The sequence below is a fragment of the Pseudomonas sp. EA_15y_Pfl1_P101 genome, from assembly GCF_963970835.1.
Taxonomy (GTDB): Bacteria; Pseudomonadota; Gammaproteobacteria; order Pseudomonadales; family Pseudomonadaceae; genus Aquipseudomonas; species Aquipseudomonas tritici.
In genome coordinates this window covers 32,239-55,239 of record NZ_CAXAPA010000001.1, presented here as the reverse complement: position 1 = coordinate 55,239, position 23,001 = coordinate 32,239, and the positions used below count along the sequence as shown (strand labels likewise).

The window sequence follows — 23,001 nt, the reverse complement described above, 5'->3', positions numbered from 1 at the left end:
CCCGCCCCCAATCTTTATTACAGGCTTCCCCCCGAAATGATGGACATCAACGAGATTCGCGAATACCTGCCTCACCGTTACCCGTTCCTGCTGGTGGACCGCGTAGTGGACCTCAACGTCGAGGAAAAGCGCATTCGTGCCTACAAGAATGTCAGCATCAACGAACCGTTCTTCAACGGTCACTTTCCCGCGCATCCAATCATGCCGGGCGTGCTGATCATCGAAGCGATGGCCCAGGCTGCCGGTATCCTTGGTTTCAAAATGCTCGACCTCAAGCCTGCCGACGGCACACTCTACTATTTCGTGGGGTCCGATAAGTTGCGTTTTCGCAACCCGGTCACCCCGGGTGACCAGTTGATCCTGGAAGCCAAGTTCATCAGTTGCAAGCGCCAGATCTGGAAGTTCGAATGCCAGGCTTCGGTGGACGGCAAGCCTGTGTGCTCCGCCGAAATCATCTGTGCGGAACGCAAACTATGAGTTTGATTGACCCTCGCGCAATCATCGATCCGTCGGCCGTACTGGCCGCCGACGTTGAGGTCGGCCCCTGGTCGATCATCGGCGCAGGTGTGGAAATCGGCGAGGGGACTGTCATCGGGCCGCACGTGATCCTTAAAGGTCCGACCCGTATTGGCAAACACAATCGTATCTACCAGTTTTCCTCGGTAGGCGAAGACACCCCGGACATGAAGTACAAGGGTGAAGAAACACGCCTGGTAATCGGTGATCACAACATCATTCGTGAAGGCGTGACCATTCACCGTGGCACCGTGCAAGATCGGGCCGAGACCACCCTGGGTGATCACAACCTGGTCATGGCCTACGCGCACATCGGCCACGACAGCGTCATCGGCAACCACTGCATCCTGGTCAACAACACGGCGTTAGCCGGCCATGTGCACGTCGACGATTGGGCGATCCTCTCCGGATTCACCCTGGTGCATCAGTACTGCCATATCGGCGCACACAGCTTTTCCGGCATGGGTACCGCCATCGGCAAGGATGTTCCGGCGTTCGTCACAGTATTTGGCAACCCGGCCGAAGCTCGCAGCATGAACTTCGAAGGCATGCGCCGTCGTGGTTTCAGCGAAGAGGCCATCCACGCCCTGCGCCGTGCCTACAAGGTGGTTTATCGCCAGGGGCTTACCGTGGATCAGGCGTTGACGCAATTGGCCGAGCCATCGACGTTGTTCCCGGAAGTCGCGGTGTTCCGTGACTCTATCCAGGCGTCGACTCGCGGCATCACCCGCTAATCATGGCTAATCTGCGTATTGCGCTGGTGGCCGGAGAAGCTTCCGGTGACATTCTGGGCGCGGGTCTTATGCGGGCCCTCAAGGCCCAGCACCCTGCGGTGGAATTTATGGGTGTCGGCGGCCCGCTGATGCAGGCCGAAGGGCTCACGTCCTACTTTCCCATGGAGCGGCTATCGGTCATGGGGTTGGTGGAAGTGCTGGGCCGTCTGCGTGAGCTGCTGGCTCGCCGCAAGCTGCTGATCCAGACCCTCATCGAAGAGAAACCCGATGTTTTCATCGGGATCGACGCACCGGACTTCACCCTTAATATCGAGCTCAAGTTACGTCAGGCCGGGATCAAGACCGTGCACTACGTCAGCCCCTCCGTGTGGGCATGGCGTCAGAAGCGCGTACTGAAGATCCGCGAAGGCTGTGACTTGATGCTGACCCTGCTGCCGTTCGAAGCCAGGTTCTACGAAGAAAAGGGCGTGCCGGTGCGATTTGTCGGTCACACCCTGGCCGACACCATCCCTTTGCACGCTGATCGCACAGCCGCGCGCGCCGAGCTGGGTCTGCCTGACGGTCCGCTGGTGGCGCTGATGCCGGGCAGCCGTGGCGGCGAAGTCGGCCGCCTGGCTGCGGTGTTCTTCGATGCTGCCGAGCGCCTGCAAGCCTTGAAGCCAGGCGTACGTTTCGTGCTGCCCTGCGCGAGCCCGCAGCGGCGTGCGCAGATCGAGGCCCTATTGGACGGTCGCAACCTGCCGGTGACCTTGCTCGACGGCCAATCGCACCTGGCCCTGGCGGCCTGTAATGCCGTGCTGATCGCCTCGGGTACGGCCACCCTGGAGGCCTTGCTGTACAAGCGTCCGATGGTCGTGGCCTATCGCCTGGCGCCGCTGACCTTCTGGATTCTCAAGCGCATGGTCAAAAGCCCTTACATCTCCCTGCCCAACCTGCTGGCCCAGCGCCTGTTGGTGCCGGAGTTGTTGCAGGACGATGCAACGCCTGAGGCCTTGGCACAAACTCTACTACCCTTGATCGACGGCGGCGAAGAGCAGACCCGCGGTTTTGACGACATTCACTGCACCTTGCGCCGTGATGCCTCGAACCAGGCGGCGGACGCCGTGTTGACCTTGATCGGCAAGAAACAGGAAGCTTTATGACCAAGCAAATCGGCCTGGATTTCAGCTTGGTTGCCGAAGCCCACGAACTGGTGGCCGGTGTTGACGAGGTCGGGCGCGGGCCTTTGTGCGGCGCTGTCGTCACGGCGGCGGTGATTCTCGATCCGAACCGCCCGATTCTCGGCCTCAACGACTCGAAGAAACTCACCGAAGCGCGCCGCGAAAAGCTCTACGACGAGATTATTGAGAAGGCCCTCAGCTGGCATATTGCTCGGGCCGAAGTCGAGGAAATCGACGCGTTGAACATCCTTCACGCCACCATGCTTGCCATGCAGCGTGCAGTAGAAGGCCTGCACATCACGCCCAAAATGGCGATGATCGACGGCAACCGCTGCCCAAAATTGGCCATGCCGGCGGAAGCGGTGGTGAAGGGCGATAGCAAGGTGCCTGCGATTGCGGCAGCGTCAATCCTGGCTAAAGTCAGCCGCGATCGTGAAATGGCTGCTTTCGAATTGATCTACCCCGGCTACGGCATTGGCGGCCATAAAGGCTACCCGACCCCCGTTCATCTGGAAGCCCTGGCTCGCCTCGGCCCGACGCCGATCCACCGCCGCTCGTTCGCCCCCGTACGCCAGGCTTATGAGCTGCGAGAGAGTCTCAGCGAGGTGTAGTCGCGAGGCTGATGTTTTTGCCAAGGCCCGGTACAATCCCGGGCCTTGTTGTTTCTACGTTTAAGACAGGATCACTATGCCGGCTTCATTCGTTCACCTGCGCCTGCACACTGAATACTCCCTGGTTGACGGCCTGGTACGGATCAAACCGCTGGTCAAAACCCTGGTGGGCATGAACATGCCTGCCGTGGCGGTTACCGATCAGAACAACATGTGTTCCCTGGTCAAATTCTATAAAAACGCCATGGGCGCCGGCATCAAGCCGATCTGCGGCGCCGACCTGTGGTTGTCCAACAAAGATCCGGATAACGCCCTTAGCCGTATCAGTCTGCTGGCGATGAACGGCGTGGGTTATCGCAACCTCACCGAACTGATTTCCCGTGGCTTTATCGACGGCCAGCGCAACGGTTCGATCATCATCGAGCGCGAGTGGGTCGCCGAGGCCAGCGAAGGGCTGATCATGCTGTCGGCCGCTAAAGAGGGTGAGATCGGTCTCGCGCTACTCGGCGGCAATCCTCAAGAGGCTGAAGTGCTGGCCCGCGAGTGGATGCAGGTTTTTCCCGACCGTCTCTACTTGGAAGTCCAGCGCACCAACCGCCCCAACGACGAAGAGCACCTGCACGCCGCCGTGGCCCTGGCCGATAAGCTGGGCGCGCCGTTGGTAGCGACCAACGATGTGCGCTTCATCAAGAAAGAAGATTTCGAAGCCCACGAAACCCGCGTGTGCATCGGCGAGGGCCGGGCTCTGGATGACCCGCGACGCTCGAAGAACTACAGCGAAGAGCAATACCTCAAAAGTGCCGACGAGATGGCCGAGCTGTTCAGCGACCTGCCCGAGGCCCTGGAAAACTCTGTCGAAATTGCCAAGCGTTGCAACATTGAAGTGAAGCTGGGCAAGCACTTCCTGCCCAACTTCCCGATTCCCGATGGCATGACCATCGATGAGTACTTCCGCAAGGTGTCGTTCGACGGCTTGGAAGAGCGCCTCAGTGTGCTGTTGCCCAAGGACACCACTGAGGATTACGAGGCCAAGCGTCAGGTCTATGTCGACCGGCTGAATTTCGAGCTGGATATCATCATCCAGATGGGGTTCCCCGGTTACTTCCTGATCGTAATGGACTTTATCCAGTGGGCCAAAAGCAACGGTGTGCCGGTAGGCCCGGGCCGGGGGTCGGGTGCTGGCTCGCTGGTTGCTTACGTACAGAAGATTACCGATCTCGACCCGCTGGAATATGACCTGCTGTTCGAACGGTTCCTGAACCCGGAACGGGTTTCCATGCCCGACTTCGACGTCGACTTCTGCATGGATGGTCGCGACCGCGTCATTGAGTACGTGGCCGAGAAATACGGCCGCAACGCGGTAAGCCAGATCATCACCTTCGGTTCCATGGCTGCCAAGGCTGTAATCCGCGACGTTGCGCGGGTGCAGGGCAAGTCCTACGGCCTGGCGGATCGCCTGTCGAAGATGATTCCGTTCGAAGTCGGCATGACCCTGGAAAAGGCCTACGAGCAGGAAGAGATCCTGCGTGACTTCATCAAGATCGATGAAGAAGCCGCCGAAATCTGGGACATGGCGCGCAAGCTCGAAGGCGTGGTGCGTAACGTCGGTAAACACGCCGGTGGTGTGGTTATCGCGCCTACAAAGCTCACCGACTTTTCGCCGATCTATTGCGATGAAGAAGGCGGTGGCCTGGTCACCCAGTTCGACAAGGACGACGTCGAGGCGGCCGGCCTGGTGAAGTTCGACTTCCTCGGCCTGCGCACGCTGACGATCATCGACTGGGCGCTCAAGACGATCAACCGTGAGCGTGCCAAGGTTGACGAAGAGCCGCTGGATATTGCGTTCATCCCGCTGGACGACAAGCCGACCTACCAGTTGCTGCAAAAGGCCGAAACCACGGCGGTGTTCCAGCTTGAGTCGCGCGGTATGAAAGAGCTGATCAAAAAGCTCAAGCCCGACTGCCTGGAAGACTTGATCGCACTGGTGGCGCTGTTCCGTCCGGGCCCGCTGCAATCGGGCATGGTGGACGACTTCATCAACCGTAAGCACGGTCGCGCCGAGCTGGCATATCCGCACTCCGACTACCAATACGAAGGCCTCAAGCCGGTATTGGCGCCGACCTACGGCATCATCCTGTATCAGGAACAGGTGATGCAGATCGCCCAGGTGATGGCCGGTTACACCCTCGGTGGTGCGGACATGCTGCGTCGCGCCATGGGTAAGAAAAAACCCGAGGAAATGGCCAAGCAGCGCGGCGGTTTCATTGAAGGTTGCGCCACCAACAATATTGACGCTGACCTGGCCGGTAACATTTTCGACCTGGTAGAAAAATTCGCCGGTTACGGCTTTAACAAATCCCACTCCGCCGCCTACGGCCTGGTGTCGTACCAGACTGCCTGGCTGAAGGCTCACTACCCGGCGCCGTTCATGGCTGCGGTACTTTCGGCGGATATGCACAACACCGACAAGGTTGTGACCTTGATCGAGGAAGTGCGCACCATGAAACTGCGCCTCGACGCACCGGACGTGAACGCCTCGGAGTTCAAGTTCACGGTGAACGACGAAGGTCGCATCATCTATGGCCTGGGCGCGATCAAAGGCGTGGGCGAAGGCCCGGTGGAAGCCATCACCGAAGCGCGCCAGGACGGGCCTTTCAAGGACTTGTTCGACTTCTGTGCAAGGGTTGACCTCAAGCGCATCAACAAGCGAACCCTCGATGGGCTGATCCGTAGTGGTGCACTCGACCGCCTCGGCCCCTATTTCCATGATGAGCCGAAGGCTTACCAGGCGAATATCGACCGTAACCGCGCCGTGTTGCTCACTGCGATGGAAGAGGCGATCAAGGCTGCCGAGCAGACTGCCCGCACCCATGACAGTGGCCATGCCGACCTGTTTGGCGGATTGTTCGTCGAGGAAGACGCGGATGTGTACGCCAACCACCGCAAGGCCAAGGACCTGACCCTGAAGGAGCGCCTCAAGGGTGAGAAAGACACCTTGGGCCTTTACCTCACCGGCCACCCGATTGATGAGTACGAAGGTGAAATCCGGCGGTTCGCCCGCCAGCGCATCATCGACCTGAAACCGGCGCGGGATACGCAGACCGTCGCCGGTATGATCATCGCCCTGCGGGTGATGAAAAACAAAAAGGGCGACAAGATGGGCTTTATCACTCTCGACGACCGTTCGGGCCGCATCGAAGCGTCGCTGTTTGCCGATGCGTTCCACTCCGCGCAGTCGCTGCTGCAGACTGACGCCATGGTGGTGGTGGAAGGGGAGGTCAGCAACGATGACTTCTCCGGCGGCCTGCGGCTGCGGATCAAGCGCGTGATGAGCATGGAAGATGCGCGCACCAATTTGGCCGAGAGCTTGCGCTTGAAGGTGAAAACCGAAGCGCTCAAGGGCGATCAGCTACGCTGGTTGGGCGACCTGCTCAAACGCCACCGTGGCGCGTGCCCGGTGACTATGGAGTACACCGGCAATGACGCCAAGGCCATGTTGCAGTTTGGCGAGACCTGGCGAATTGATCCTGCGGATGGCTTGATTCAAGCATTGCGTGACCAGTTCGGCCGTGACAACGTCTTTCTCCAATACCGTTGACGGTCAGGCATTAATATTTAGCCTGATCTCGGCGAAACATTTAATCTCGACCTAGACGCGCCTCTCCCTTAAGGTAGGGCGCGAATAGACAACCGGCTGGCCAGGCACTCCTTGGCCGTCGACCCAAGACGGACGCTTATGAACCCGAATTTTCTTGATTTCGAACAGCCGATCGCTGACCTGCAAGCCAAGATTGAAGAACTGCGCCTGGTCGGCAATGACAATTCGCTGAATATCGGCGATGAGATCGCTCGCCTGCAAGACAAGAGCAGCACGCTCACCGAGGATATCTTCGGCAAGCTGACCAGCTGGCAGATCGCGCGTTTGGCTCGCCACCCGCGTCGTCCGTACACCCTGGACTACATTCAGCACATCTTCACCGAGTTCGACGAGCTGCACGGCGACCGCCACTTCTCCGACGACGCGGCCATCGTGGGCGGTATCGCTCGCCTGGACGACCAGCCGGTGATGGTGATCGGTCACCAGAAAGGCCGTGAAGTGCGCGAGAAAGTGCGCCGCAACTTCGGCATGCCGCGTCCGGAAGGCTACCGCAAGGCGTGCCGCCTGATGGAAATGGCCGAGCGTTTCAAAATGCCGATCCTGACCTTCATCGACACGCCGGGTGCTTATCCGGGTATCGACGCTGAAGAGCGCAACCAGAGCGAAGCAATCGCCTGGAACCTGCGCGTCATGTCGCGCCTCAAAACCCCGATCATCGCTACCGTGATTGGTGAAGGTGGTTCCGGTGGCGCACTGGCCATTGGCGTGTGCGATCAGTTGAACATGCTGCAATACTCGACCTACGCGGTGATCTCACCGGAAGGTTGCGCTTCGATTCTGTGGAAAACCGCTGAAAAAGCGCCGGACGCTGCTGAAGCGATGGGTATCACCGCTGATCGCCTCAAGGGCCTGGGCATTGTCGACAAAGTGATCGCCGAGCCATTGGGCGGCGCTCATCGTGATCCGACTGCTGCTGCCGCGACTATTCGTGCCGAGCTGGGTTCGCAACTGGCGATGCTCAAGAAGCTGGATAACGAAGCGCTGTTGGCCCGTCGTTATGAGCGTCTGATGAGCTACGGTCTCTGATCAACTACTGATCTGGCAGACATTGCTGTACTGATGTGGGAGCGGGCTTACTCGCGAAAGCGGTGAATCAGTCAATATATCCGGTGACTGACACCACGCTTTCGCGAGTAAGCCCGCTCCCACATTTGCTTTGTGTATGCTGGGCTATCGTGTTCCAAGTATGCGGCGACAATGTGTGATGAAACGGACGCTGACCGCCAAACTGCTGCAAGCCCTGGTTCCCTGGCAAAATGCCCCGGCCTGGCATATCGCTTTCTCTGGCGGCCTTGATTCCACCGTCCTGCTCCATCTCCTGGCCGCCCTGCCAGAAACCGAAACACTCCCACCCCTCAACGCAATCCATGTCCACCATGGCCTGCAAACCGCCGCCGACGCCTGGCCAAACCATTGCCAGTCGATATGCGACAGCGTGGGCATCCCCCTGCGCGTCATGCGCGTGCAGGTACAACCCGGCGCCAGCCTTGAGCGGGCCGCCCGTGACGCGCGTTACCAGGCGTTTACCGAAGTCATCGGAGCAGGGGAGGTGCTGCTGACAGGCCAGCATCGCGATGATCAGGCCGAAACCCTGTTATTCCGCCTGTTGCGCGGCGCAGGCGCGCGCGGGCTGTCGGCAATGCCTGCACAGCGCCCGTTGGCGGCTGGTTATCTGGTTCGGCCTTTATTGGATGTAGCAAGGGGTGAGTTGGAGGCCTACGCCCACGAGCATCAACTCAAATGGGTCGAAGACCCGTCCAACGCCGACCCGCGGTTCTCACGCAATTATCTGCGCCATCACGTGTTCCCGGCGCTCACGAAGCGCTGGCCTCAAGCTGTCATCAGCCTTGCCCGCACTGCCGAGCACCTAGGTGAAGCCCAGGGCCTGCTCGATGAATTGGCGCAAATGGACCTGCAAGCCGCCGACCAGCCTGCACCTTTTCCCTGGTTGCACCTGCCATCTTTGGCACTTGCGCCGCTGCGCGAACTTTCCGACGCCCGCCAGCGTAACGCCCTGCGCCATTGGCTGGCCCCACTGACCCGTCTACCCGACAGCGACCACTGGGCCAGTTGGCATTCCCTGCGTGATGCCAAGGGCGACGCACAGCCTCTATGGCGCCTGGCCGACGGCGAACTGCACCGTAGCGGCGAACGCCTATGGTGGCTGCCCTCCACATGGTCGGAGTTTTCCGACGCATCGCTGCGCTGGCCCGATCCGCGAAATCCACTAGAGTTACCCGGCAATGGCCGGCTGAAACTCACCGGCAAGGCGCCTGAAGGCCCGCTGGAGGTTCGCTACCGTCATGGCGGCGAAATCATCGACGTGCCACGTCGCGGGCGGCGTGACTTGAAGCGCCTGCTTAATGAAAGTGGGCTTCCGAGCTTCGTCCGTGGCAGATTGCCGCTGCTGTATCAGGGGGAGCAATTGCTCGGGGTGCCTAACCTGGCGGGATTGTGGAACACAGGGGCGGGCGACTGGCAATTACATTGGATGCCACAGACCTGCGATCAAGGTTTGAGCTGATAGCGCCTTTCCGGTAGACTACGCTCCCTTCTTGATACAACTTCTGTGGATTCGCCTGAATCGCAGCAGTTGCCGATTACCAAGCAGTCTTTGCTGGGCGATTCCAAAAAATGTGTAGCGATCAACGTACTGGTGTTTCATTGCCGGTCTGTCATCACGCGGCGGTTTTTTTTGAAAGGTGCACTGTGATTAATGCAGGTGATCGGGGGCTTCGGCCTCTCTTCGCTCTCCCCGGCGGTTCGGACCGCTTTAACGCAGACTTCTAGGGTTTTTCATGACGCGCTACATATTCGTCACGGGCGGTGTTGTTTCTTCATTGGGGAAAGGCATTGCCTCCGCTTCATTGGCGGCCATCCTGGAGGCGCGGGGACTTAAGGTCACCATGCTCAAGCTGGACCCGTACATCAACGTCGACCCGGGCACCATGAGCCCGTTCCAGCACGGTGAAGTGTTCGTCACTCACGACGGCGCCGAGACCGACCTGGACCTGGGCCACTACGAGCGGTTCATCCGCACGACCATGACCCAGAACAACAACTTCACCACCGGCCGTGTCTACGAGCACGTGCTGCGCAAGGAACGCCGTGGTGACTACCTGGGTGCAACCATCCAGGTGATCCCGCACATCACCGATGAAATCAAGCGCCGCATCATCAAGGGTGCAGGCGATGCCGACGTGGCGATGGTCGAGATTGGTGGCACCGTCGGTGACATCGAGTCCCAACCGTTCCTCGAAGCCATCCGCCAGCTGCGTTTCGAAGTCGGCGCCAAGCGCGCGATGCTGATGCACCTGACCCTGGTGCCGTACATCGCCACCGCCGGCGAAACCAAAACCAAGCCTACCCAGCACTCGGTAAAGGAACTGCGTTCCATCGGCCTGCAGCCGGATGTGCTGGTGTGCCGCTCCGATCACCCGATCGACATTTCCTCGCGTCGCAAGATCGCGCAATTCACCAACGTTGAAGAACGTGCGGTGATCGCGCTGGAAGACGCCGACACCATCTACAAGATCCCGGGCATCCTGCACTCGCAAGGCCTGGACGATTTTGTGGTCGAGCGTTTCGGCCTGCAATGCAACAGCGCGGACCTGTCCGAGTGGGAAGCTGTGGTCGACGCCAAGCTCAACCCTGAGCACGAAGTCACCATCGCCATGGTCGGCAAGTATATGGAGCTGCTGGACGCGTACAAGTCGCTGATCGAAGCGATGAGTCACGCCGGCATCAGCAACCGTACCAAGGTCAACCTGCGCTACATTGATTCCGAAGACATCGAGAACCAGGGCACTGCGCTGCTCGAAGGTGTCGATGCGATCCTCGTACCGGGCGGTTTCGGCCTGCGCGGCGTGGAAGGCAAGATCACTGCCGTGCAATACGCTCGTGAGAACAAGGTGCCTTACCTGGGTATCTGCCTGGGCATGCAAGTGGCCGTTATCGAGTTCGCCCGTAACGTGTTGGGCTGGAAAGACGCCAACTCCACCGAGTTCGACAGCAAGAGCGGTCACCCGGTCGTGGGCCTGATCACCGAGTGGGAAGATGCCACTGGTGCCGTCGAGACCCGTACCGAAGCCTCCGACCTTGGTGGCACCATGCGCCTTGGCGCGCAGGACTGCCTGCTGGAGCCGGGTTCGCTGGTTCACGATTGCTACGGCAAGGATGTGATCGTCGAGCGTCACCGTCACCGCTACGAAGTGAACAACAACCTGCTGCCACAAATCAAAGAGGCCGGCCTGAAAATCTCCGGTCGCTCCGGTGATGGCGCGCTGGTTGAAGTGGTCGAGGCACCGGATCATCCATGGTTCGTGGCGTGCCAGTTCCACCCGGAGTTCACCTCGACGCCGCGCGACGGTCACCCGTTGTTCAGTGGTTTCGTTAAAGCAGCACTGACGCAACATCAGAAAAAGGCGTAACCCTGATGGCCCAGAAGATCATTCGCGTAGGCGACATCGAGATTGCCAACGACAAGCCCATGGTGCTGTTTGGCGGCATGAACGTGCTGGAAAGCCGCGACATGGCGATGCAGGTCTGTGAAGAGTACGTGAAGGTGACCCAAAAAATGGGTATCCCTTACGTGTTCAAAGCCAGCTTCGACAAGGCCAACCGTTCGTCCGTGACCTCCTATCGCGGCCCGGGCCTTGAAGAAGGCATGCGGATCTTCCAGGACATCAAGCAAGCCTTCGGTGTACCGATCATCACTGACGTCCACGAGCCTGAACAGGCTGCCGTGGTCGCTGAGGTGTGCGACATCATCCAGTTGCCGGCCTTCCTGTCGCGCCAGACCGACTTGGTTGTCGCGATGGCCAAGACCGGTGCTGTGATCAATATCAAGAAAGCCCAGTTCCTCGCGCCCCAGGAAATGAAGCACATCCTGAGCAAGTGCGTTGAAGCGGGTAACGACCAGTTGATCCTCTGCGAGCGCGGTTCGAGCTTCGGCTACAACAACCTCGTGGTCGACATGCTCGGTTTCGGCATCATGAAACAGTTCGAATACCCGGTGTTCTTCGACGTGACCCACGCGCTGCAAATGCCCGGTGGTCGCGCTGATTCTGCGGGCGGGCGGCGTGCCCAGGTGCTGGACCTGGCCAAGGCTGGCATCAGCCAGTCTTTGGCGGGCCTGTTCCTCGAAGCCCACCCGGACCCGGACAACGCCAAATGCGACGGTCCGTGCGCCCTGCGCCTGGACAAACTGGAGCCATTCCTGGCCCAGCTCAAGCAGTTGGACGAACTGGTCAAGAGTTTTCCGACGGTAGAGACCGCGTAAGCGCCATTTCTCCGGTAGACTTTCCCACGCTTTACGCTCAGGCCTACGGGCCTGAGCCATGTCGCCTGCAAGCCTGCCCCGTTGTTCCACCCTTGCGGTCGGTCAAAAGATTTCCTTCAGCTGCGTCGTTTTCGTCAACTTTGGAGTGTTTACAACAATGGCAAAAATCGTCGACATCAAAGGTCGTGAAGTTCTCGACTCCCGTGGCAACCCCACCGTCGAAGCAGACGTGCTTCTCGATAACGGCATCATCGGCAGCGCCTGCGCGCCGTCCGGTGCTTCCACCGGTTCGCGCGAAGCGCTGGAACTGCGTGATGGCGACAAGAGCCGTTACCTGGGCAAGGGTGTACTCAAGGCTGTAGCCAACATCAACGGCCCGATCCGAGACCTGTTACTGGGCAAAGACCCGCTGGACCAGAAAGCCCTGGACCACGCGATGATCAAGCTCGACGGCACCGAAAACAAAGGCAGCCTGGGCGCCAACGCCATCCTCGCCGTGTCCCTGGCTGCTGCCAAGGCTGCTGCCCAGGACCAGGACCTGCCGCTGTACGCACACATTGCCAACCTGAACGGCACCCCCGGTGTTTACTCGATGCCGGTACCGATGATGAACATCATCAACGGTGGTGAGCACGCCGATAACAACGTCGACATTCAGGAATTCATGGTGCAGCCGGTCGGCGCCAAGACCTTCTCCGAAGGCCTGCGCATGGGCACCGAGATTTTCCATCACCTCAAAGCTGTGCTGAAGGCCCGTGGCCTGAGCACTGCCGTGGGTGACGAAGGTGGTTTTGCACCGAACCTGGCGTCCAACGAAGATGCACTCAAAGTGATCTCCGAAGCGGTAGCCAACGCTGGCTACAAGCTGGGCACCGACGTGACCCTGGCGCTGGATTGCGCGGCCAGTGAGTTCTACGAGGACGGTAAATACAACCTGTCCGGCGAAGGCCAGGTGTTCAACTCCGAAGGTTTTGCTGACTACCTCAAAGGCTTGACCGAGCGTTACCCGATCATCTCGATCGAAGACGGGCTGGACGAGTCCGACTGGGATGGCTGGAAAATCCTCACCGACAAGATCGGCGAGAAAACCCAGCTGGTGGGCGACGACCTGTTCGTCACCAACACCAAGATCCTGAAAGAGGGCATCGATAAAAAGATCGCCAACTCGATCCTGATCAAGTTCAACCAGATCGGCACCCTGACCGAAACCCTGGAAGCCATCCAGATGGCCAAGGCAGCGGGCTACACTGCCGTGATCTCGCACCGCTCCGGCGAAACCGAAGATTCGACCATTGCCGACCTGGCCGTGGGCACCTCGGCGGGCCAGATCAAGACCGGTTCTCTGTGCCGTTCCGACCGCGTTTCCAAGTACAACCAATTGCTGCGTATCGAAGAGCAACTGGCCGGCAAAGCCAAGTACAACGGTCGCGGCGAGTTTCGCGGCTGATCGCTCTTGAGGGTAAGACATGGTAAAAAGCTGACGGATTGCGTCGGAAAACTCACGACAGTGTGGGTTTCGACGCTAATCTGATGGCTATCAAGCACAAGCCTGGTTTTTCCAGGCTTCGTGCTATCAGTTACTTTAAAAGTTTTGCATGGCTGTCTTTTTTCACTGGATACCCGGATTTCGATGCGCAGTCCCAATTGGTTGTTTCTCGTCTTGCTCTTGTTGCTGGCTGGCCTGCAGTACCGCCTATGGGTCGGTAATGGCAGCTTTGCGCAGGTAAAAGACCTGGCCGAGCAAATCGCTGCACAACGCGCCGAAAACGAAGTCCTGCTGGAGCGCAACCGGGTACTTTATGCGGAAGTGCTTGAGCTGAAAAAGGGTACCGAGACCGTTGAAGAGCGGGCTCGTCATGAGTTGGGCATGGTCAAGGAGGGCGAAACCCTCTACCAGTTGGCCCAATGACCAACAGCTTGCCGGCCTTCTGGGCCGTGATTCCTGCCGCGGGCATCGGTGCCCGCATGGCCGCGGACCGTCCCAAGCAGTACCTGCAACTGGGCGGACGCACCATTCTCGAACACAGCCTTGGCTGTTTTCTCGACCATCCTTCGCTCAAGGGGCTGATGGTCAGTCTTGCTGTTGATGATCCGTATTGGCCTACCCTGGCGTGTGCCATGGACCCGCGCATTCACCGTGCGGACGGCGATTTTGAGCGTTCCGGTTCGGTGCTCAACGCGCTGTTGCAGCTGAACGCTTTGGGGGCCAGTGATGATGATTGGGTGCTGGTGCACGATGCGGCGCGGCCGAACCTGAGTCGCGATGACCTCGACAAACTGCTGACTGAACTGGCGGACGACCCGGTGGGCGGTCTGCTGGCCGTGCCGGCACGTGACACCCTCAAGCGAGTCGATAAGCATGGGCGTGTCGTCGAAACCGTCGACCGTAGCCTGATCTGGCAAGCCTACACGCCGCAGATGTTCCGTCTGGGTCCGCTGCATCGTGCTTTGGCTGACAGCCTGGTGGCGGACGCCGTCATCACCGATGAAGCCTCTGCCATGGAATGGTCCGGCCAGGCGCCGCGGCTGATCGAAGGGCGGTCGGACAATATCAAGGTGACGCGGCCGGAAGATCTGGAGTGGCTCAGGTTGCGGTGGGCTAATCGCCGGTAGTCAGTTGCACCGAGTCGACCCCTTCGCGAGCAAGCCCACATTTGCCGCGTTCCAACAGGATAAACGCGGTCAAATGTAGGCGCTGGCTTGCCTGCGAAGAGGACGGCACAAACAGCCAATAATTACTGGCTGTACTCCGGCCTCTCAGCCAGCCCCTCCTTCAAGTAATCCACCAACTTCCTGACCTTCGGCGACAAATGCCGCTGCTGCGGATACAGCGCCCACACCGCTGTATTCGGCGGCTGATGCGCCTCCAGCAGCGACACCAGCGCGCCACTGTGCAAGTGCTCCAGTGCGTAATAATCCGGCAACTGGCACAACCCGACGCCCTGTAACGCCGCATCCAATACCGCTTGCCCACTGTTGCAGCGCCAGTTTCCCTGCACCCGCTGGGAAAATTCGCGCCCGTCCTGGGCCAGTTGCCAGATATCCGAGCTACCAATCAAGCAGTTATGCCGACTCAATTCCGACAAGCTATGTGGCCGACCGTACCGCGCCAGGTAGGACGGCGACGCGCACAGGTACATGCGCCTCGGTGCCAGCCTGCTGGCGACCATGCGCGAATCCTGCAAACGGCCCAGGCGAATCGCCAGATCCAGGCCCTCGTGCACTAGGTCTAGTTGACGGTTGCTCAGCTCGATATCCACGCGCAACTGCGGGTAGAGGCCCATGAACCGCGTTACCAACGGCACGATAAAACGCTCGCCGTAGGCCACGGCGCAGGTCATGCGCAACATGCCTTTGGGTTCGCTGGTGAGGTCACCCACCGCACGCAAGGCTTCTTCGCGCCCGTCCTGCAAACGTTGGCAATGTTGCAGAAAGGTCTGGCCGGCTTCCGTCAAGGTGACCTTGCGCGTGCTGCGATACAGCAACCGCGTTTGCAGGCGTTCTTCCAGGCGCGCCACCTGCCGGCTGATATGCGACGAAGAGACGCCCAGGCGTTCCGCTGCCGCAGTGAATTGGCTGCATTCGGCCACTGCGACAAATTCATCGATGCCTTCCCAGCGGTTTTCAAGCACGGTGATTATCCCTGTACAGCAATAAAGTTTTGCTTTCGCTTGGATTATTAATCAGCTAGCCATGTTTTACACTCACCGTCTCAGTATTCAACTCCATGGAGAAACCCGGATGATCAAGTCCCGCGCCGCCGTAGCCTTCGAAGCCAAGAAGCCCCTTGAGATTGTTGAAGTGGATGTCGCCATGCCCAAGGCTGGCGAGGTGCTGTTGCGCGTGGTCGCGTCCGGTGTATGCCATACCGACGCCTACACCCTGTCGGGCGCCGACCCCGAAGGTATCTTCCCGTCGATCCTCGGCCATGAAGGTGGTGCAGTGGTTGAAGCGATCGGCGAAGGCGTGACCTCCGTAGCCGTCGGCGATCACGTGATCCCGCTGTACACCCCGGAATGCGGTCAGTGCAAATTCTGCCTGTCGGGCAAGACCAATCTTTGCCAGGCCATTCGCTCCACTCAGGGCAAAGGCTTGATGCCGGATGGCACCACGCGGTTTTCCTACAAGGGTCAGCCGATTTTCCACTACATGGGCACCTCGACTTTTTCCGAGTACACCGTGTTGCCGGAAATTTCCGTGGCCAAGATTCCTAAAGAAGCGCCACTGGAAAAGGTCTGCCTGTTGGGTTGCGGCGTCACCACCGGCATCGGCGCGGTGATCAACACCGCCAAGGTCAAGCCGGGCGACACCGTGGCCATCTTTGGTCTCGGCGGTATCGGCCTGTCCGCCGTCATCGGCGCAGTCAAGGCCAAGGCTGGCCGCATCATCGCCATTGACATCAACCCGGCCAAGTTTGAGATCGCCAAACAGTTGGGTGCGACCGACTGCATCAACCCGAAAGACTACGATCGCCCGATCCAGGACGTGATTGTCGACCTGACCGATGGCGGCGTGGACTTCTCCTTTGAATGCATCGGCAACGTTCAACTGATGCGCGCTGCCCTCGAGTGCTGCCACAAAGGTTGGGGTGAGTCGGTGATCATCGGCGTGGCCGGTGCCGGTCAGGAAATCGCCACGCGTCCCTTCCAGCTGGTGACCGGTCGCGTCTGGCGCGGTTCGGCCTTCGGTGGCGTGCGCGGTCGTACTGAGCTGCCAAGCTACGTGGAAATGGCCCAGACCGGCGAGATCCCGCTGGACACCTTCATCACCCATACCATGGGCCTGGAAGACATCAACAAAGCGTTTGACCTGATGCATGAAGGCAAGAGCATTCGTACCGTCATTCATTTTTGAAGCAGCGGCAAGCGACAAGCCATACGCTGCAAGTGAGCGCGCCTTACTTGCAGCCTGGAGCTTGTAGCTTCTAGCTGGGAGCATTCCCATGACCTTGGAAAATATTTCCTGCCAAAAGAGTTTTGGTGGCTGGCATAAACGCTACAAACACAGCTCCCTCGTGCTCGGCTGCGACATGACCTTCGCCGTCTACCTGCCGCCGCAAGCGGAGCAGGGCGGTAAGTTGCCGGTGCTGTACTGGCTGTCCGGTCTCACCTGCACCGATGAGAACTTCATGCAGAAGGCCGGCGCGCAGCGCATGGCCGCCGAGCTGGGGTTGATCATCGTGGCGCCGGACACCAGCCCTCGTGGGCCGGGTGTTCCGGGTGATCCCGATAACGCCTGGGATTTTGGCCTTGGCGCCGGCTTCTATCTGAATGCCACGCAGGAGCCCTGGGCCAAGCACTATCGGATGCATGACTACGTTGTGAAGGAATTGCCTGCGTTGGTTGAAGCGCATTTCCCGGCGTCAGATAAACGTGGCATCAGCGGTCACTCCATGGGTGGCCACGGTGCACTGGTGTGTGCGTTGCGCAATCCCGGGCGTTACCTGTCGGTGTCGGCGTTTTCGCCGATCAGCAATCCGATGGACTGCCCATGGGGCCAGAAGGCCTTTTCCCGCTACCTGGGCGAAGAGCGTTCGAAATGGCGCGAGTGGGATACCTGCGTGCTGATCAGCGAAGCCGCGGAAAAGCTGCCACTGCTGGTGGACCAAGGTGATCGCGACGATTTCCTTGCCGTGCAACTCAAGCCTGAAGCCCTGCAGCAAGCGGCCAAGGCAGCCAACCATCCGTTGGAACTGCGGCTGCAACCTGGCTACGACCACAGTTACTTCTTTATCGCCAGCTTCATCGAAGACCATTTGCGACACCATGGTCGTGCTTTGCTCGGTTAATGTGAGGCAAAAGTAGGTAGAATCACGCCCTGAATTAAATCGGGGCGTTTTTATATGCGTATTGGCCACGGCTACGATGTGCACCGTTTCGCTGAAGGCGATTTCATCACCCTGGGCGGCGTGCGCATTGCGCACCACCATGGGTTGCTGGCTCATTCCGATGGCGACGTTGTGTTGCATGCCTTGAGCGATGCCTTGCTCGGCGCGGCGGCGTTGGGCGATATCGGCAAGCACTTTCCGGACACCGACCCGACCTTCAAGGGCGCGGACAGCCGTGTATTGCTGCGCCATGTGGTTGGCCTGATCCATGCCAAAGGCTGGAAGGTCGGCAACGTCGACAACACCATCGTGGCCCAGGCGCCAAAAATGGCGCCCCATATTGAATCGATGCGCGCACTGATTGCCGCAGACCTGCACATTGAATTGGATCAAGTGAACGTGAAAGCTACCACCACCGAAAAGCTCGGGTTCACCGGTCGTGAAGAGGGCATCGCCGTGCACTCCGTTGCCTTGTTGCTGCGCGCATGAATGATCTGCAATTGCTGGGCCCACGGGCCTATGGCGAAGCCTTGGGCAGCGCGGTCCTGAAGGCGACCGCTGAAGACTTCCAGGTTGATGAGGTGCTGGATATCCCGCTGACCGGCGAGGGTGAGCACCTGTGGTTGTGGGTTGAGAAGCGTGGCCTCAATACAGAAGAAGCCGCGCGGCGTATCGCCAAGGCGGCCGGCGTGCCGTTGCGCACTGTCAGCTATGCCGGGCTCAAGGATCGCCAGGCGTTGACCCGCCAATGGTTCAGCGTGCAGTTGCCAGGCAAAGCCGATCCGGACATGAGCGCTGCGGAAAACGAAAGCCTCAAGGTTCTCAAGACCGCCCGACATAAACGCAAATTGCAGCGCGGCGCACATTCGGCCAATGGTTTCACCTTGCGCCTGACCCAGCTGGCCGGTGATACCGCCGCCCTCGACGCGCGTTTGCAAGTGATTGCACAGCAGGGCATCCCCAACTATTTCGGCGCCCAGCGTTTTGGTCACAATGGTGGCAACGTGGTTGACGCCCGCGAGTGGGCCGCACGCAAGGCTTTGCCGGAACAGCGCAACGTGCGTTCACGGCTGCTGTCGACGGCGCGCAGCTACCTGTTCAATAAGGTGCTGGCGGCGCGCGTGGCCGACGGTTCCTGGCAGCGCGCGCAGGTCGGCGACCTGTTGGCGTTTACTGACAGCCGCAGCTTTTTCCCGGCGGGGGAGGCGGAATGCAGCGACCCGCGCCTGGCCATTCTGGACCTGCACCCGACCGGGCCGCAGTGGGGGGAAGGTGACTCACCCGCCAGTGGCGCAACCTTCGAGCTGGAACAGGCGGTCGCCGCCGGTGAAGCCGACCTGCGCGATTGGCTGGTGAATGCCGGCATGAGCCAGGAACGTCGCATTCTGCGACTGCCCATTGGCGGTTTGACGTGGCATTATCCCTCGCTGGACATTCTGCAATTGGAATTCGTCCTGCCGGCCGGATGTTTCGCCACTGTCTTGGTGCGCGAGCTTGTTGATCTGGTGCCGGTGGGGCAGACGGACAACCCATGCGTATTCTGATATCAAACGATGACGGTGCCACCGCACCCGGTCTTGCCGCGCTCTATGCTGCGCTGGAAGATTATGCCGAGTGCGTGGTGGTTGCCCCCGACCAGGACAAGAGCGGCGCCAGCAGTTCGTTGACGCTCGACCGTCCGCTGCACCCGCAGGTCCTGGCCAATGGCTTTATCAGCGTGAACGGCACGCCTACCGACTGCGTCCACCTGGCGATCAACAGCCTGTTGGATCCGCAGCCGGACCTGGTGGTGTCGGGCATCAATCTTGGTGCGAACCTGGGGGATGACGTGCTGTATTCCGGTACCGTGGCGGCAGCCCTTGAAGGGCGTTTCCTGGGCCAAACCGCGTTCGCCTTTTCGTTTGCCTCGCGCCAATTGGATAACCTGCCGACCGCGGCCTATTTCGCGCGCAAGCTGGTAGAGGCTCATGGCTCCCTGGACTTGCCGCCGCGCACGGTGCTCAACGTCAATATTCCCAACTTGCCCCTTGATCATATTCGCGGCATCCAGCTCACGCGCCTGGGCCATCGCGCCCGCGCGGCGGCGCCGTTGAAGGTAATTGATCCGCGCGGCAAGGAAGGCTATTGGATCGCTGCAGCGGGTGACGCCGAAGATGGCGGTCCGGGCACGGACTTTCATGCGGTGATGCAAGGTTATGTATCGATTACCCCATTGCAATTTGATCGCACCTTCAGTGATGCCTTCAGTGGTCTCGATGGCTGGCTGGAGGGGCTGCGCTGATGGGCCGTGAACAAGACGACTTGCTGCGCCGGGGCATCGGGATGACTTCCCAGCGTACCCGCGAACGCCTGATACAGCGCCTGTACGAAGAGGGCTTGTCCAACGCCCAGGTGCTGGAAGTGATCCGGCGCACGCCTCGCCATCTGTTTGTCGATGAAGCCCTGGCCCACCGTGCCTATGAAGACACGGCGCTGCCCATCGGCCATAACCAGACCATTTCCCAGCCTTACATGGTGGCGCGCATGAGCGAGCTGCTGCTGGCCGCGGGTCCGTTGGACAAGGTGCTGGAAATCGGTACGGGCTCCGGCTACCAGACCGCCGTGCTGGCGCAGTTGGTGGAGCGGGTGTTCTCGGTGGAGCGCATCAAGGTGCTGCAAGACCGCGCCAAGGAGCGCCTGGTGGAGTTGAACCTGCGCAACGTGGTGTTTCGCTGGGGCGATGGCTGGGAAGGTTGGCCGGCGCTGGCACCGTACAACGGCATCATTGTTACTGCCGTGGCCACCGATGTTCCGCAAGCGCTGCTCGATCAACTCGCCCCCGGTGGGCGCCTGGTGATTCCGGTCGGCTCCGGTGAAGTGCAACAATTGATGCTCATTATCCGTGAGGACGAAGGCTTTTCACGGCATGTACTGGGCGCTGTTCGTTTTGTACCGCTGCTCAATGGCCCGCTGGCCTGATCAATTTTTTCCGGCGGTGAATTCTGCTGGCGGGGATGTGTCTTACGGCGGGGTCTATTGAATCAACATCACTGGCGCGACGATTCAACACGCTGGACGATTCGTTTCAGACGTGTGCCGGTAAAACTCCAATGCCCAGTTATACTTGCGTCATATTTCAAGCCTGATACAGGCGTTCATGTTCAGCCAGCACAAAGGGAGCGGCGGGTGAGTCTCACAGGTCTTGCGCAGCGTATGAGTAAAACAAGCTTTCATCGACTGGTGCTTGGCCTCGTCTTCAGTTCTGTGTTGGTAGGGTGCTCCAGCTCGCCAAGCGGCGGCGCGCGGGTGGTTGATCGTAATAATGCGGCACCGCAAAGGCCGACGGTAACCACCGGGCAATATGTGGTGCGAAAGGGCGATACGATGTTTTCGATCGCCTTCCGTTATGGCTGGGACTACAAGGCCCTCGCAGCGCGTAACAATATTCCTGTGCCTTACACGATACATCCGGGTCAGACGATTCGCTTCGACGGTCGCACGGGTTCAACGCCTACGGCAGTCGTGACAAAGAGTGGTTCTTCGCCGTCGTCCTCAAGCAAAACTACCGTCTTCACCCGGCCTGCCGGTACTGCGGCGCCTGCCTCTGCGAACAAGCCGGCACCCGCGCCGTTGCCACCTGCTGGGCCTTCGCCGACCGGTTGGGGATGGCCTTCAAACGGCGTGTTGATTGGAAAATTCTCTTCAAACGGTAGTTTGAATAAAGGCATTGATATCGCCGGAGATTTGGGACAGCCTGTTTTAGCTGCGTCTGATGGGACGGTTGTGTACGCCGGGAGTGGTTTACGGGGCTACGGCGAGCTGATCATCATCAAGCACAGCGATACCTACGTCAGTGCTTACGGTCATAACCGTAGGCTGTTGGTTCGGGAGGGGCAGCAGGTCAAAGTCGGACAGACAATTGCCGAAATGGGGTCAACTGGTACGGACCGGGTGAAACTGCACTTTGAGATTCGCCGACAAGGGAAGCCTGTAGATCCGCTGCAATTCTTACCCCGTCGTTGATATGTTGCACAGCCTGTTCCCTCACGTAGAAGGAACAGGCTCCAGCGTTGCCAAGGATAAAGGCGCCGCTTGAGCTTGAGGTCGAACTCACCAAAGGACTATAACAATGGCTCTCAGTAAAGAAGCGCCGGAGTTTGACATCGACGATGAGGTCCTCCTTATGGAGACCGGCATTGCTACGGAATCGATGTCGAATGAGGGACCTGCTGTACCTTCAGTTCGCACCAAATCCAAGAACGCCACCGCGTTAAAGCAACACAAATACATTGACTACACGCGGGCGCTCGATGCGACCCAGTTGTATCTCAATGAAATCGGCTTTTCCCCTCTGCTTACCCCCGAAGAAGAAGTCCATTTTGCGCGCTTGTCGCAAAAGGGCGATCCGGCCGGGCGCAAGCGCATGATTGAAAGCAACCTGCGCCTGGTGGTGAAAATCGCCCGACGCTATGTCAATCGTGGGCTTTCCTTGCTGGACTTGATCGAGGAGGGCAACCTTGGCTTGATCCGGGCGGTAGAGAAGTTCGACCCTGAGCGGGGCTTCCGCTTTTCGACCTATGCGACCTGGTGGATTCGTCAGACCATCGAACGGGCGATCATGAATCAGACTCGCACGATCCGGTTGCCGATCCATGTGGTCAAGGAGCTCAACGTCTACCTGCGGGCAGCGCGTGAGCTTACCCAAAAACTCGATCATGAACCTTCGCCTGAAGAAATCGCCAACCTGCTGGAGAAACCGGTAGGGGAGGTCAAGCGCATGCTTGGTCTTAACGAGCGCGTGTCTTCGGTCGACGTCTCGTTGGGTCCGGATTCGGATAAAACCCTGCTGGACACCCTGACGGATGATCGCCCTACGGATCCTTGTGAGCTGTTGCAGGACGATGATCTTTCCCAGAGCATTGACCAGTGGCTGTCTGAGCTCACGGACAAGCAGCGTGAAGTGGTGATTCGCCGCTTCGGCCTGCGTGGCCATGAGAGCAGCACCCTGGAAGACGTAGGTCTGGAGATCGGTCTGACCCGTGAGCGGGTGCGGCAGATCCAGGTGGAAGGGCTCAAGCGCTTGCGCGAGATCCTGGAGAAGAATGGCTTGTCGAGTGAGTCGTTGTTCCAGTAACGACGCCTAAGGCCGCTATTAAAGCGCCCGGTGCATGAGAGTGCGCCGGGCGTTTTGCTTTCTGCTGCCGTAGCACAGTCATGCTGCATGAAATCCCAGGC

Annotated in this window: 21 protein-coding genes; 20 read left to right on the top strand and 1 reads right to left on the bottom strand. The window is 59.4% G+C overall.

Annotated elements, in window-relative coordinates:
* The first annotated feature begins 36 nt into the window (after positions 1-36).
* From fabZ to ispD, 12 genes are all read left to right on the top strand, one after another.
* Positions 37-477: a 3-hydroxyacyl-ACP dehydratase FabZ gene (gene fabZ, locus AACY36_RS00260; RefSeq protein ID WP_003172281.1), complete on the top strand. Its 441-nt coding sequence runs from the start codon at positions 37-39 to the stop codon at positions 475-477.
* Complete coding sequence (lpxA, locus tag AACY36_RS00255) at positions 474-1,250, top strand: acyl-ACP--UDP-N-acetylglucosamine O-acyltransferase (RefSeq protein ID WP_339418138.1); 777 nt, start codon at positions 474-476, stop codon at positions 1,248-1,250. Before fabZ ends, lpxA begins: the two co-directional genes overlap by 4 nt.
* Positions 1,251-1,252: 2 nt before the next feature.
* Positions 1,253-2,392 (top strand): lipid-A-disaccharide synthase, encoded by a 1,140-nt coding sequence (gene lpxB, locus AACY36_RS00250; RefSeq protein WP_339418136.1) that lies wholly within the window; start codon positions 1,253-1,255, stop codon positions 2,390-2,392.
* Positions 2,389-3,021: a ribonuclease HII gene (gene rnhB, locus AACY36_RS00245; RefSeq protein ID WP_339469472.1), complete on the top strand. Its 633-nt coding sequence runs from the start codon at positions 2,389-2,391 to the stop codon at positions 3,019-3,021. Before lpxB ends, rnhB begins: the two co-directional genes overlap by 4 nt.
* Before the next feature lie 76 nt (positions 3,022-3,097).
* Positions 3,098-6,619: a DNA polymerase III subunit alpha gene (gene dnaE / locus AACY36_RS00240; RefSeq protein WP_339418133.1), complete on the top strand. Its 3,522-nt coding sequence runs from the start codon at positions 3,098-3,100 to the stop codon at positions 6,617-6,619.
* Between the two features lie 138 nt (positions 6,620-6,757).
* Complete coding sequence (locus AACY36_RS00235) at positions 6,758-7,705, top strand: acetyl-CoA carboxylase carboxyltransferase subunit alpha (protein WP_339418132.1); 948 nt, start codon at positions 6,758-6,760, stop codon at positions 7,703-7,705.
* Between the two features lie 178 nt (positions 7,706-7,883).
* Entirely contained in the window at positions 7,884-9,203 is a 1,320-nt protein-coding gene (gene tilS / locus AACY36_RS00230) for a tRNA lysidine(34) synthetase TilS (RefSeq protein ID WP_339418131.1), read from the top strand.
* A 274-nt stretch (positions 9,204-9,477) separates the two neighbouring features.
* Positions 9,478-11,109 carry a CTP synthase gene (locus tag AACY36_RS00225; RefSeq protein WP_339427097.1) on the top strand — a complete coding sequence of 544 codons (1,632 nt, stop codon included), beginning with the start codon at positions 9,478-9,480 and terminating at the stop codon, positions 11,107-11,109.
* A 5-nt stretch (positions 11,110-11,114) separates the two neighbouring features.
* Entirely contained in the window at positions 11,115-11,960 is an 846-nt protein-coding gene (gene kdsA, locus AACY36_RS00220; RefSeq protein ID WP_339418128.1) for a 3-deoxy-8-phosphooctulonate synthase, read from the top strand.
* Positions 11,961-12,117: 157 nt separating this feature from the next.
* Positions 12,118-13,407, top strand: a complete 1,290-nt coding sequence (gene eno / locus AACY36_RS00215; RefSeq protein WP_065872435.1) for a phosphopyruvate hydratase — start codon at positions 12,118-12,120, stop codon at positions 13,405-13,407.
* A gap of 183 nt (positions 13,408-13,590) precedes the next feature.
* Positions 13,591-13,869 carry a cell division protein FtsB gene (gene ftsB / locus AACY36_RS00210; RefSeq protein WP_339418126.1) on the top strand — a complete coding sequence of 93 codons (279 nt, stop codon included), beginning with the start codon at positions 13,591-13,593 and terminating at the stop codon, positions 13,867-13,869.
* Positions 13,866-14,573 (top strand): 2-C-methyl-D-erythritol 4-phosphate cytidylyltransferase, encoded by a 708-nt coding sequence (gene ispD / locus AACY36_RS00205; RefSeq protein WP_339418124.1) that lies wholly within the window; start codon positions 13,866-13,868, stop codon positions 14,571-14,573. Before ftsB ends, ispD begins: the two co-directional genes overlap by 4 nt.
* 122 nt (positions 14,574-14,695) lie before the next feature.
* Here the strand turns inward: ispD and AACY36_RS00200 are convergent, their stop codons facing one another.
* Positions 14,696-15,592, bottom strand: a complete 897-nt coding sequence (locus AACY36_RS00200) for a LysR substrate-binding domain-containing protein (RefSeq protein ID WP_339418121.1) — start codon at positions 15,590-15,592, stop codon at positions 14,696-14,698.
* Between the two features lie 109 nt (positions 15,593-15,701).
* On the opposite strand from AACY36_RS00200, the gene AACY36_RS00195 reads away from it, so the two are divergent.
* From AACY36_RS00195 to rpoS, 8 genes are all read left to right on the top strand, one after another.
* Positions 15,702-16,814, top strand: a complete 1,113-nt coding sequence (locus AACY36_RS00195) for an S-(hydroxymethyl)glutathione dehydrogenase/class III alcohol dehydrogenase (RefSeq protein ID WP_065880066.1) — start codon at positions 15,702-15,704, stop codon at positions 16,812-16,814.
* Between the two features lie 88 nt (positions 16,815-16,902).
* Positions 16,903-17,748: an S-formylglutathione hydrolase gene (gene fghA, locus AACY36_RS00190; RefSeq protein WP_370468013.1), complete on the top strand. Its 846-nt coding sequence runs from the start codon at positions 16,903-16,905 to the stop codon at positions 17,746-17,748.
* A 54-nt stretch (positions 17,749-17,802) separates the two neighbouring features.
* Complete coding sequence (gene ispF / locus AACY36_RS00185) at positions 17,803-18,276, top strand: 2-C-methyl-D-erythritol 2,4-cyclodiphosphate synthase (RefSeq protein WP_025855145.1); 474 nt, start codon at positions 17,803-17,805, stop codon at positions 18,274-18,276.
* On the top strand, positions 18,273-19,331 hold the full coding sequence (gene truD, locus AACY36_RS00180; RefSeq protein WP_339418119.1) for a tRNA pseudouridine(13) synthase TruD: 1,059 nt from the start codon (positions 18,273-18,275) through the stop codon (positions 19,329-19,331). The genes ispF and truD overlap by 4 nt, the downstream gene beginning before the upstream one ends.
* Positions 19,319-20,068, top strand: a complete 750-nt coding sequence (surE, locus tag AACY36_RS00175) for a 5'/3'-nucleotidase SurE (RefSeq protein ID WP_339418117.1) — start codon at positions 19,319-19,321, stop codon at positions 20,066-20,068. The genes truD and surE overlap by 13 nt, the downstream gene beginning before the upstream one ends.
* Before the next feature lie 41 nt (positions 20,069-20,109).
* Entirely contained in the window at positions 20,110-20,745 is a 636-nt protein-coding gene (locus AACY36_RS00170; protein ID WP_010563544.1) for a protein-L-isoaspartate(D-aspartate) O-methyltransferase, read from the top strand.
* A gap of 207 nt (positions 20,746-20,952) precedes the next feature.
* Complete coding sequence (locus tag AACY36_RS00165; protein WP_339418297.1) at positions 20,953-21,789, top strand: peptidoglycan DD-metalloendopeptidase family protein; 837 nt, start codon at positions 20,953-20,955, stop codon at positions 21,787-21,789.
* Between the two features lie 106 nt (positions 21,790-21,895).
* The gene (gene rpoS / locus AACY36_RS00160) at positions 21,896-22,900 is read left to right on the top strand and encodes an RNA polymerase sigma factor RpoS (RefSeq protein WP_339418116.1); all 1,005 of its coding nucleotides are present in this window, start codon (positions 21,896-21,898) and stop codon (positions 22,898-22,900) included.
* Positions 22,901-23,001 lie beyond the last annotated feature (101 nt).